Here is an 11746-nt window from a genome sequence, read left to right as displayed (position 1 = left end):
CTAATTAGTCTTTTGCTGGAATACGTTCAAGTACTGCAAGCAGTAACTCCCAGTATTGTCCAACGGTTGTGATATTAACCATCTCATCAGGACTATGTGGGAAGCGAATTGTAGGACCAATCGAGACCATATCCATAGTCGGGTAGGGTTCTTTAAACAAACCACATTCAAGACCTGCGTGGATCACCATGATCGTAGGGTCTTTTTTATAAATGTCGTTATAAGTGTCACGAACTATCGCCATTACAGGTGAGTTATTATCAGGTTTCCAGCCAGGGTATGCGCCTGAAAGTTCGATACTTGCGCCTGATAAGTTAGCTAATGCTGTTAACTGAGTTTCGATTTCTTCACGACCGGAGTTTATTAATGACCGGATAAGGCATAGGACTTCTACAGACTCATTTTCAGTGTTGATAACACCGACATTGAGTGATGTTTCTGTTACGCCTTCAACTTCATCACTCATGCGCATAACGCCATTCGGGCAAGCATGAAGTAAGTCAATTAAGGTATTCTGCGCTTCTTCACCGATGACCTTTTCTGGTGTCTCGATTGATTCAAGTGTCAGTAACATGTCAGGATCGGCAATCGATAGCTCTGCACGTACTAAGGCTTGGAACTCAGTAATCGCTTGTTCAAGTTTTACTTGGTTTTCACTAGGTAACATAAAGCTGATATTCGCTTCACGAGGAATCGCATTACGTAATGAACCACCAGTAAAGTTGACTAATTCAAGTGCTAAATCGTCCGCATAAATGAATAGGAATCGTGCTAATAATTTATTCGCATTACCACGACCTAAATGAATGTTCACACCAGAGTGACCACCTTTAAGTCCCGACAAGGTTAATTTGAAGCTGGCATTGGTTTGCTCAGGGGCTTGCCACGACATCGGCACGCTTATTTGTGCATCAACACCGCCAGCGCAACCCATATAAATTTCGCCTTCCTGTTCAGAATCGGTATTAATTAAAATATCAGCATCAAGCATGCCTGCTTCGAGTCCAAAAGCGCCGGTCATGCCAGCTTCTTCATCAATAGTTAACAAGACTTCTAATGGGCCGTGTTTAATGTCATCAGCACCTAACACTGCAAGAGCTGATGCCATACCGATACCATTATCAGAGCCCAATGTGGTGCCGTTAGCTTTTACCCATTCACCATCGACATAGGCTTCAATAGGGTCTTTTTCAAAATCATGAACTTTGTCTGCATTCTTTTGCGGCACCATATCAATATGGGCTTGAAGTACCACGACTTTTCTATTTTCCATGCCTGGGTAGGCTGGTTTTTTGATGATAAGGTTACCGACCTTATCTTCAATAACGCTAAGATTTTTTGATTTTGCCCACTGTTGAATGTGTGCACTTAAAGCATGTTCAAACTTTGATGGATGCGGGATAGAACAAATTTGTTCGAACCATTGCCATAGTGGCTGAGGGTATAATTGATTAATCGCTGTCACGGAGACTCCCTTATAGTTATGAGGTGGGAATAGATGAACCACAGTTTACCATAATGATTTGTACAGACAGTGATCTGGATGATTTGATTGTTCGAAACCTGACTAAAATCTGTAAATAAATATTAACCATTTTATAGAGTAAAAATATGTACTTTGCTCACTTATAGCCGCTATTATCAATGGATATAAAGCGCACTAAATTTCTCATACCTTACATAATAAAAATCAAAAGGAAGGCTCATGTTGCAAGCAAATGTTGTCGATGTAAAAAATGAAGATGCGATATTTGAAGGACAAGGCTGGGATGCCGTCATTGTTATCACCACTGACTTAGATGACATCAAGCAAGATGAAATTAAATTGTTAGCCAGTCACGGCAAACAAATTGATAACCGTATTGGCCAAAGTGCCACTTTATTATTTGCTCCGGGGTTAGCGGGTGGAAGGTTAATCATTTCCCCTGTAAGTGCAGCGTCTAATGAATACAGTGACGTTAGCGTGTTTGCTAAAGCGGCTAGAGAAGGACTTGCTATTGCAAAAAGTGCAGGCGCAGTTAAACCGTTATTAGTGGTTAATCAACAAAACCAAAGCCGCTACCAATATGCTCAACAAGTGTCAGCTTTAGCTTGTGGTCAAGAGTTATGGCAATCACTAGAGTTAAGAGAGGCGATTCAAGCTGAAGGGCAATCTATACAAGCATCAGTCACTGAAATTGGTTTGTTAACCAGTCAGTCTGAAGGTCATTCATTTAGTGATCTAATCAATGCTGTTGAAGCCGGTAAAATTTTAACTCGAGATCTATGTGGTACAGAGCCTGAAAGAATGGCCGCCCCAGCTTTTGCTGATTATTGTGTTGATGCATTCACAGGATCTGGTTTATCTGTATCTGTAATAGAAGAGCAAGAAGAGCTTGAACGTGATTACCCATTACTTTGTGCGGTTGGACGGGCTTCTTTCTCGGTGCAAAGGCATCAACCACGCGTTGTCAAAGTTGAGTATGTGGGTGAAGGTACTATCGAAAAAACCTTATTCTTTGCTGGTAAAGGGGTGATCTACGATACCGGTGGTGCTGACATTAAAGTCGCAGGTGGTATGGCTGGCATGAGCCGAGATAAAGGTGGCGCTGCTGTAGTCGCAGGTTTAATGAAAACATTATCTATTCTAAAACCAAAAGGGCTGCGAGTCGTGGCCGAATTAGGGTTAGTCAGAAACAGTATTGGCAGTAATGCATTTGTCCCTGATGAAATTATTAAAAGTCATGCAGGCGTCAGAGTTCGCATTGGTAATACCGATGCAGAAGGGCGCCTAGTGTTGGCTGATTTATTGTCACATTTACGTATAAAAGCGACGACTGCAGTCAACCCTCAATTATTTTCTGTGGCAACATTAACTGGACACGTAGTACGTTGCTATGGCGGTTATACGGCTGTTGTAGAAAATGCTGTTGCAAAAAAAGTGGGCATTAGCCAAGACTTAGAGCAAATATCAGCCTTATGGGGTGAATCATTTGAGGTTTCAAGGTTGCGAAGTGATGACTTTAATAAAGTGAATAATATTTCTGGAGAAGGCGAATTATTATCATCCAATAATGGCCCATCAGCCATTACTGCTCGAGGACATCAATACCCTGCAGCCTTCTTAATCAATGCTGCAGGCCTTGATAATCATGGGTTGAATTCGTCACAACCTATGCCGTTCGCTCATATTGATATCGCAGGTAGTGCAACAGAAGGACACCCTTTATATGGCAAACCGACAGGCGAACCTTTGGTAACTTTATTACATAACGCGATAAAATAAGTATCTAGTTGTATTATTTTTGTTCAAGCACAATATGTAGTGGCTTTGTTACTTAGGTGACAAAGCTTAATATTTATAAAATGACTAAAAACTGTAATAAATTTCCTTTTTTAAGGTTTTTTTTAAATAAATAAAATAATACTTGTAATTAAATTACATTTTGGTATTATTGTTCTCGTTGAAGAGCAACGGTGCTTTTCAATTCTAGTTAATCCAGGATGGATAAAGTCTCCAAGGAATCGAGTGATAAGTTGTCTCAACGGATTGAGAAAAGTAAGTTCCAAGGAACCGAGCCCAGCAAGACTAGGTTTTAAACAACTTTATTTGGAGTAATTACTATGTCTTATACAGGCAATCAATATATTTATTGGCAAAACACTTGGTTAAGTTCTAATGCTTTAGCTGGTGGTTTATATGCCATGACCTTCAAGGGCTAACCCATCCTTGATTGTAAGTTTGACCCGTATCAACCCTTTTTTCTGTCGTCTTTTAGGCGAATTTAGACAAACGATAAATTAGTTCTCTATTGCTAATTTATATTGAAGTTTTATCACTTAATTGTGATGCAGTTTTCCTCTCCCCATACTGGAAAACTTTTTAACTTGTCAGCCTGCTCTTTGAGCAGGCTTTTTTTTTGCCTGCCTAACACCTCTTACTTCAAATCAAACGATTAAATTGTCTTTCTTACAAATATGAGTGTTTATAGTGTGAACATGGCTATACGCCATATAAATACCTATAATCGCGTTCATTAAAGTGTCATATTTTGATGTGCTTTCAGTCCGTTATTTGACCTTTAGCCCAATTAAATCACGCTTATTAACTCCCTTTTTTAAGGATTTACGTTTCATGTTAGAGAAACTGTTCAAGCTAAAAGAAAATCAATCTAGTTTAAAACAAGAAGTTATCGCAGGTATAACCACCTTTTTGACAATGGCTTACATTATTTTTGTCAATCCAATGATGTTAGCTGATGCAGGCATGGATCAAGGTGCTGTTTTTGTTGCGACTTGTTTAGCCGCTGCAATTGGTTGTCTTATTATGGGGTTGGTCGCTAATTATCCTATTGCTTTAGCTCCTGGAATGGGATTAAACGCCTTTTTCACTTACACCGTTGTAGGGGAAATGGGTTACAGCTGGGAAACAGCACTCGGTGCTGTGTTCATGTCTGGTATCTGTTTCTTAGTATTGTCGCTGGTAAAAATTCGAGAGTGGATTGTTAATAGTATTCCGATGAGTTTACGACTTGGTATTGCCGCAGGTATTGGTCTTTTTTTAGCTTTTATTGGCTTAAAAGCAGCGGGAATAGTCGTGGCGAGTCCAGCGACCTTAGTTACCATGGGAGATATTACGTCGTTTCCGGCTGTGATGGCGGCACTTGGTTTTTTCCTCATTATTGCAATGGTACAGCGTGGACTTAAAGCATCGGTTATTTTGAGTATTTTTATTGTTACCATTCTTGGTTTGATTTTTGGTGATGTCACTTATGGCGGCATTGTGTCTATGCCGCCTTCAGTTGCGCCGACATTCATGAAAATGGACCTGTCTAGCGTACTGGAAATCAGTATGATTTCGGTGATTTTTGCGTTCTTATTTGTCGATTTATTTGATACATCAGGTACGCTAGTTGCCGTTGCTCAGCGTGGTGGCTTTTTAGATGAGCAAGGCCGCCTTCCAAGAGTCAAGCGTGCATTAAGTGCTGACAGTTTGGCGACAGTGGCTGGTGCGACTTTAGGTACATCAACAACAACCAGTTATATTGAAAGTACAGCTGGGGTGAGCGCTGGTGGAAGAACCGGCTTAACCGCGGTTGTCGTTGGTCTTTTGTTTATTCTTTCTTTGTTTTTTGCCCCGTTAGCAGGGATGGTTCCGGCTTATGCGACTAGTGGTGCATTATTTTATGTTGCCATTTTAATGATGTCTGGTTTAGTCAATGTGGAATGGGAAGACCTTACAGAAGCAGCGCCAGTGGTGATAGTGTGCTTACTAATGCCATTGACGTTTTCTATCGCTAATGCGATAGGTTTTGGCTTTATCTCATATGCCGTCATTAAGGTATTAACGGGCCGCTTTAAAGATCTTAACTTAGGGATTTTATTCATTGCATTATTGTTTTTAGTTAAATTCATTTATGGCTAAAATGGTATGTAGCAGTCGTTATCGCGTGTAAAGCAATAATCGAAGGCTTTGTTATGTTTATATTAAGGGTTATGCAATGCATAGCCCTTTTTTGTGCGTCATCTAAAATTTAACAGTGAATATATTTATCCCTAGTAATGGATAGCTGTTATTTTCTGTATTTATTAGGTATAAAAATCTTTCATTAAACAATTTTTGTTGGGATAAGGTACAAATGGGTTACCAGCGGATCGTAATCAAGTTAGGCACCAGTGTGCTCACATCAGGTAGCAGAAGCCTTGATAAAGCGCATATGGTTGAATTGGCTAGACAAATGGCTTTGTTAATGCGCTCAGGCGTTGAAGTCGTATTATGTACTTCAGGCGCAATAGCTGCCGGACGTGAACATCTGCAATACCCCGTACTTCCCGATACGATGCCCAATAAGCAATTGTTAGCAGCCGTAGGGCAAAGCCAGCTGATTTTAGCTTGGTCTGAATTGTTCAGCATATACGGTCTGCATGTCGGACAGTTATTACTGACTCGTGCAGACTTGCGAGATAGAGAGCGGTACCTTAACGCTAGAGATACGCTCAACGCCTTGCTAGATAATAATATTATTCCAATCATTAATGAAAATGATGCGGTTGCGACTAACGAAATTAAAGTTGGCGATAACGATAATTTATCCGCTCGCGCAGCACTACTTTGTGACGCAGATTTATTAGTGTTATTAACGGATCAAAAGGGGTTATTTGATGCTGACCCTCGAACCAACCCAGATGCCAAGCTTATCTCGTCGGTAAAAAATATTGATGCTGATTTACGCTCGCTCGCTGGCGGGGCAGTTTCAGGGTTGGGCACGGGAGGAATGGCGACAAAGCTCGAAGCGGCTGACATTGCTAGACGTGCAGGCATTGAGGTCGTTATAGCTTCTGGACATCATCTCAATGTCATCACAAAAGTGGCCAATAAAGAACCCGTAGGGACACATTTTAGTGCTATTGATAATCCACTGGAAAGTCGCAAACAATGGATTTTAGCAGGTCCTGCTTCAGAAGGGCGCTTAGTGTTAGATTCTGGCGCATCAGTTGCCGTCACACAAAACGGTAGAAGTTTATTATCAAAAGGCATTATAAAAGTAGAAGGCAAATTTGAGCGTGGTGCGCCGATAATGTTAGTCGATGAAAAAGGTAAGGTACTCGCAAAAGGGATGAGCCGATATTGTGCAAATGCTTTAGCTTTAATCGCAGGTAAACACTCAAACGAGATAGAAAGTTTACTCGGTTATAACTATGGCGTGGCCGTGGTACATCGTAATGACATGGTATTACTAGATGAATAATTTACAGGATGAAAAAATGTCGAATCAGCAATATTTGCAAACATTAGGTCAGCAAGCTAAAACTGCAAGTTTTCAACTAGCTAATCTATCAAGTCAACAAAAATCAGCACTACTATATTGCATCAGCGAGCAACTGACATTGAATACCGATGCGATATTATCTGCCAATGCTAAAGATGTCGCAGCAGCTAAGCAGAATGGGCTAACTGATGCGATGATTGATCGTTTATTACTTGATAAACCAAGATTGGCAGGCATTATCGCGGATATTGATAATGTTATTAATCTAGCAGATCCTGTTGGTAGTGAGTCGGCAAGTCAATTGTTAGATAATGGCTTACGCCTTACCCAACGCCGAGTGCCTTTAGGTGTCGTTGGGGTTATTTATGAAGCACGTCCCAATGTGACAGTAGATATTGCAGTATTAGCACTTAAAACGGGTAATGCCGTTATCTTGCGTGGCGGTAAAGAAACGCTCACCTCAAACCAAGTGTTAAGCGATGTCATTCGCCAAGCCTTGCGAATTCAAGGTTTGCCAGAAGATGCTGTGCAGCTGATTAATTCAACCGATCGTGAACTCGTTACTGGCTTACTGACATTAGATCAATATGTAGACATGATTATTCCTCGTGGAGGTCAAACTTTGCAGCGCTTATGTGCTGAAAAAGCCAGTATTCCTGTCATTTTAGGTGGGATTGGTATTTGTCATTTATACCTGGATAAAATGGCCGATCTCAGTCGCAGTGCAGAAGTGATCATTAACGCTAAAGTACAACGCCCTACAGTATGTAATGCGCTAGATACTTTGTTGATTCATGAGGCGATTGCTGCAGAATACTTACCTAGATTATTTGAAGAAATGGCCGCATTAGGGGTGAGTTTTTATACCTGTGATAAAACCAAAGCCTTAGTTGATAACCCTGCTTTTGAGCTACATTCAGCAACTGATGAGAGCTATTCTACAGAGTGGTTATCCTTGACCTTAGGTGTCAAAGTCGTCAGTAATATTGATGATGCTATTGAGCATATTAGAATGCATTCAAGCGGACACTCAGAAGCCATTTTATCTGATGATATTCATGCAACGACCCATTTTTTGAATGAAGTTGATTCTGCTGCTGTGTATGTCAATGCCAGTACTAGGTTCACCGATGGCTCTCAATTTGGCTTAGGAGCTGAAGTTGCCGTTAGTACACAAAAGTTACATGCCCGTGGACCAATGGCGTTGGATGCATTAACGACCTATAAATGGCTTGCTACAGGTGATTACACAGCAAGAAAATGAGTTGGGGTTTCGACTTCGTTTTTATACAAAAAGCACTTCGGTGCTTTTTTGTTTTAGCAATGTGGAAAAGCTAATGGCTTGAATGCAGAAAGTAACTGCTAGATCTACATATTATAAATAAGATGGCTGGGCATAGGAGGGATAGAGAGCCTTAAATAAGTGGCATAACCCCAAACGCACAAGCTGGCTAAAGTCATAAAGATGGCAACGATGCGAGTTGCTTGAACATATTCTTTTAGCAATGGAAAATATTTGTCTTGAGTCTTATTTGTAAAATACACCGCAGGGAATACAAAAACACATAGGTACATCGCTGGAAATTGTGTCGAAATATCGCCATTTAACAGTTCGTAGAATATGATTAATGCAGTGACCACTAAACTGCTAAGCCTTATTTTTCGCTCAACTGTATCACTTAAATTCCAACGTGGCATTCCCATTGCCCAGTTCTCCATGTAGTTGAATATTTGTACAATATATTAGTAGCAAGTAATAATGAAGCAATCAACTACGAATAAGAGGATGTACCAGTTGAACGTAAGCTTAATCGAGCTTATCGCTGTTTTATTACGGGTTATTAGCTTTTAGTAATCGAGGTAATAATTTTTGCAGCATTAAGCCCGTCAAAATAAAACACAAGCCAATGTAGGTGCTAATGGTTATGTGCTCTTTTAAGATAACAGCAATAAGGCCAACAGATAATACAGGCGTTAAAAAAACTAAGGTGGTAATGTTGGCCGTTTTCTGTGTTGTTTTAAGTGCCATTAGCCACAACACGAAAGTTAACCCCATCTCGAACAAACCAACATACATGCCAGCCCCTAGAGCTTGCCAACTGATGGATTCAATAGGTTGGTGTAACATCATTGCCACAGTGACAAATGGCAAACCAATTAAGAAACTGAGCAACAGGCTAACGATTGCATCACCATCATCTTTAGTATTAATAACCCAGTAAAGGCACCAAATCACTGTGCTACTTAATACAAAGGCTATCCCTGTAGGGCTTTCGAAATTAAATTCACGGATATTGCCGCCTGTGGCAATAACATACACTCCAGCATAAGCGATGATTGCCGCAACAGAATCTATCTTAGTGAGCTTATGACCTAATAAAGGCACAGCTAATATCGGTAATAAAATTGCCCAAGTATAGTTGAGTGACAACGCTTGTTGCGCTGGTAGAAGATCATAAGCTTCAAATAACACATAGTAATAAAGAAAAGGGTTTAACAGTCCCGTAAACAAATAAAATAACGGACGACGTTTCAATTGCTTTGAGATTAAAGTGAGTTTTCCTTGAAAGGTGACAATAATGCCAAGAGCGAGTATTGATGTCATCACGGCAACAAATACTAGTTGCAATGGGGTGAAGTAGCCTAATGCAATTTTGAATGCTGTGGCGACGGTTGACCAAAGTAACACAGCCAGCAGGCCATATAGGTATGCGAGAGTAGTATTTGACACGGCCTTTCCTGTGAAATGATGAGGTTGCTATCGGTTAATGCGAGGATTGTATGCAATATGCAAAAGTGGTGCACGGTTTATTTATCGATCCTTAATATATTTTTAATAAAAATTTCGATCTTCCCCCTTGTAATTCAGATCGCTGTCCCAATATATGCATTAAGGCTGATATGAGAGGCTAAAAATTTAGGACTTGAAATTAATAATCCTGACCCCATATCAACAACCATAAGCAAATTAGTAACACTAAAATTTATATTTCGGAGATCCTCATGGGCAAAATTATTGGTATTGACTTAGGCACAACAAACTCTTGTGTAGCTGTCCTTGATGGCGACAAAGCTCGCGTAATTGAGAATGCTGAAGGCGAACGTACTACTTCTTCTATCATCGCATACACTGAAGATGAAACATTGGTAGGTTCACCAGCTAAACGTCAAGCGGTTACCAACCCAACTAACACTTTCTTCGCGATTAAGCGTTTAATCGGTCGTCGTTTTAAAGATGACGAAGTTCAACGTGACGTAGACATCATGCCTTTCAAAATCATTGGTACTGACAATGGTGATGCATGGGTTGAAGCACACGGTAAGAAAATGGCTCCACCACAAGTTTCTGCTGAAATCTTGAAAAAGATGAAAAAGACTGCAGAAGACTTTTTAGGTGAAGAAGTAACTGAAGCAGTTATTACTGTTCCTGCATACTTTAACGATTCACAACGTCAAGCAACTAAAGATGCTGGTCGTATTGCTGGTCTTGATGTTAAACGTATCATCAACGAACCAACTGCTGCTGCACTTGCTTACGGTATCGATAAGAAACAAGGCGACAACGTTGTTGCTGTATACGATTTAGGTGGTGGTACTTTCGATATCTCTATCATTGAAATCGATAGTAACGACGGTGACCAAACGTTCGAAGTACTTGCTACTAACGGTGACACTCACTTAGGTGGTGAAGATTTCGATAACCGTTTAATTAACTACTTAGCTGATGAGTTCAAAAAAGAACAAGGTCTAGATTTACGTAATGACCCATTAGCAATGCAACGTGTTAAAGAAGCGGCTGAAAAAGCTAAGATTGAACTTTCAAGCACAACTCAAACTGAAGTTAACCTGCCATACATCACTGCTGATGCAACAGGTCCTAAGCATTTAGTTGTTAAAGTGACTCGCGCTAAATTAGAGTCTTTAGTTGAAGATCTAATTCAACGTTCTTTAGAGCCGTTAAAAGTTGCGTTAGCCGATGCAGACTTATCAGTATCTGACATCAATGAAGTTATCTTAGTTGGTGGTCAAACACGTATGCCTAAAGTACAGGCTGCAGTAACTGATTTCTTCGGTAAAGAGCCACGTAAAGACGTTAACCCTGATGAAGCTGTTGCTGTAGGTGCGGCAATTCAAGCAGGTGTTCTTTCTGGTGATGTGAAAGATGTATTGTTACTTGACGTAACACCACTTTCATTCGGTATCGAAACTATGGGTAGTGTAATGACTCGTCTAATCGAGAAAAACACCACTATCCCAACAAAAGCATCGCAAACGTTCTCAACTGCTGATGACAACCAAGCTGCTGTGACTATTCACGTATTGCAAGGTGAGCGTAAGCAAGCGAGCTACAACAAATCTTTAGGTCAATTTAACCTTGAAGGTATTGAGCCAGCTCCACGTGGTCAGCCACAAATTGAAGTTGTATTTGATATCGATGCAGATGGTATCTTGAATGTATCTGCAACGGATAAGAAAACGGGCAAAGCGCAAAACATCACCATCAAGGCAAACTCTGGTTTATCTGATGAAGAAGTAGAGCAAATGGTTCGTGATGCTGAAGCGCATGCTGATGAAGATGCTAAATTCGAAGAGCTAGTTCAAGCACGTAACCAAGCTGATGGTATGGTTCACGCTACGAAGAAGCAAATCGAAGAAGCGGGTGACGCATTACCAAGCGAAGACAAAGAGAAAATTGAAGCTGCAATGGCTGAAGTTGATACCGCAACTAAAGGTAACGACAAAGAAGCTATTGATAAAGCGACACAAGCATTAATGGAAGCATCTGCTAAGTTAATGGAAATTGCTCAAGCAAATGCACAAGCACAACAAGGTGAAGCGCCAGCACAAGATGCTCAAGAAGCTAAGCCTGAAGATGACGTTGTTGATGCTGAGTTTGAAGAAGTAAAAGACGACAAAAAGTAAGCTAAATTTTTAGTTAACTTTCAGGCGGGCGTTGGGAGAAATCTCTAACGCCCGTTCGTACAATACCTGCTTGA

Annotated in this window: 8 protein-coding genes; 5 read left to right on the top strand and 3 right to left on the bottom strand. The window is 40.5% G+C overall.

Features of this window, described 5'->3' with window-relative positions; genetic code table 11:
- Positions 1 to 4 precede the first annotated feature (4 nt).
- On the bottom strand, positions 5 to 1465 hold the full coding sequence (locus A9267_RS06780) for an aminoacyl-histidine dipeptidase (protein WP_065108666.1): 1461 nt from the start codon (positions 1463 to 1465) through the stop codon (positions 5 to 7).
- 240 nt (positions 1466 to 1705) lie between these two features.
- Here A9267_RS06780 and A9267_RS06775 point away from each other — a divergent pair, with 240 nt between their 5' ends.
- The 4 genes from A9267_RS06775 to A9267_RS06760 all read left to right on the top strand — a co-directional run bounded on the left by A9267_RS06775 (position 1706) and on the right by A9267_RS06760 (position 8013).
- Positions 1706 to 3265, top strand: coding sequence for a M17 family metallopeptidase (locus A9267_RS06775; protein WP_065108665.1), 1560 nt, complete (start codon positions 1706 to 1708; stop codon positions 3263 to 3265).
- 849 nt (positions 3266 to 4114) lie between these two features.
- Entirely contained in the window at positions 4115 to 5404 is a 1290-nt protein-coding gene (locus A9267_RS06770) for an NCS2 family permease (protein WP_065108664.1), read from the top strand.
- A 214-nt stretch (positions 5405 to 5618) separates the two neighbouring features.
- Positions 5619 to 6728, top strand: a complete 1110-nt coding sequence (gene proB / locus A9267_RS06765) for a glutamate 5-kinase (protein WP_055023692.1) — start codon at positions 5619 to 5621, stop codon at positions 6726 to 6728.
- A gap of 16 nt (positions 6729 to 6744) precedes the next feature.
- Positions 6745 to 8013 carry a glutamate-5-semialdehyde dehydrogenase gene (locus A9267_RS06760; RefSeq protein WP_065108773.1) on the top strand — a complete coding sequence of 423 codons (1269 nt, stop codon included), beginning with the start codon at positions 6745 to 6747 and terminating at the stop codon, positions 8011 to 8013.
- A gap of 104 nt (positions 8014 to 8117) precedes the next feature.
- Here A9267_RS06760 and A9267_RS06755 read toward each other — a convergent pair whose 3' ends face one another.
- On the bottom strand, positions 8118 to 8447 hold the full coding sequence (locus A9267_RS06755) for a hypothetical protein (RefSeq protein WP_231919056.1): 330 nt from the start codon (positions 8445 to 8447) through the stop codon (positions 8118 to 8120).
- 133 nt (positions 8448 to 8580) lie between these two features.
- On the bottom strand, positions 8581 to 9480 hold the full coding sequence (locus A9267_RS06750; RefSeq protein WP_055023694.1) for a DMT family transporter: 900 nt from the start codon (positions 9478 to 9480) through the stop codon (positions 8581 to 8583).
- A 272-nt stretch (positions 9481 to 9752) separates the two neighbouring features.
- Here A9267_RS06750 and dnaK point away from each other — a divergent pair, with 272 nt between their 5' ends.
- A complete protein-coding gene (dnaK, locus tag A9267_RS06745; RefSeq protein WP_055023695.1) occupies positions 9753 to 11672 on the top strand; it encodes a molecular chaperone DnaK in 1920 nt (639 codons plus the stop codon).
- Positions 11673 to 11746 lie beyond the last annotated feature (74 nt).

The organism is Shewanella sp. UCD-FRSSP16_17, assembly GCF_001675935.1.
Lineage (GTDB): Bacteria > Pseudomonadota > Gammaproteobacteria > Enterobacterales > Shewanellaceae > Shewanella > Shewanella japonica.
This window is presented reverse-complemented; position numbering and strand designations above follow the sequence as displayed.

Bases quoted from the DNA above. Each gene is read 5' to 3' on its own strand.
- A9267_RS06760 (WP_065108773.1), top strand. From the start codon at position 6,745: ATGTCGAATCAGCAATATTTGCAAACATTAGGTCAGCAAGCTAAAACT.
- A9267_RS06770 (WP_065108664.1), top strand. From the start codon at position 4,115: ATGTTAGAGAAACTGTTCAAGCTAAAAGAAAATCAATCTAGTTTAAAA.
- A9267_RS06775 (WP_065108665.1), top strand. From the start codon at position 1,706: ATGTTGCAAGCAAATGTTGTCGATGTAAAAAATGAAGATGCGATATTT.
- proB (WP_055023692.1), top strand. From the start codon at position 5,619: ATGGGTTACCAGCGGATCGTAATCAAGTTAGGCACCAGTGTGCTCACA.
- dnaK (WP_055023695.1), top strand. From the start codon at position 9,753: ATGGGCAAAATTATTGGTATTGACTTAGGCACAACAAACTCTTGTGTA.
- A9267_RS06755 (WP_231919056.1), bottom strand. From the start codon at position 8,447: ATGCCACGTTGGAATTTAAGTGATACAGTTGAGCGAAAAATAAGGCTT.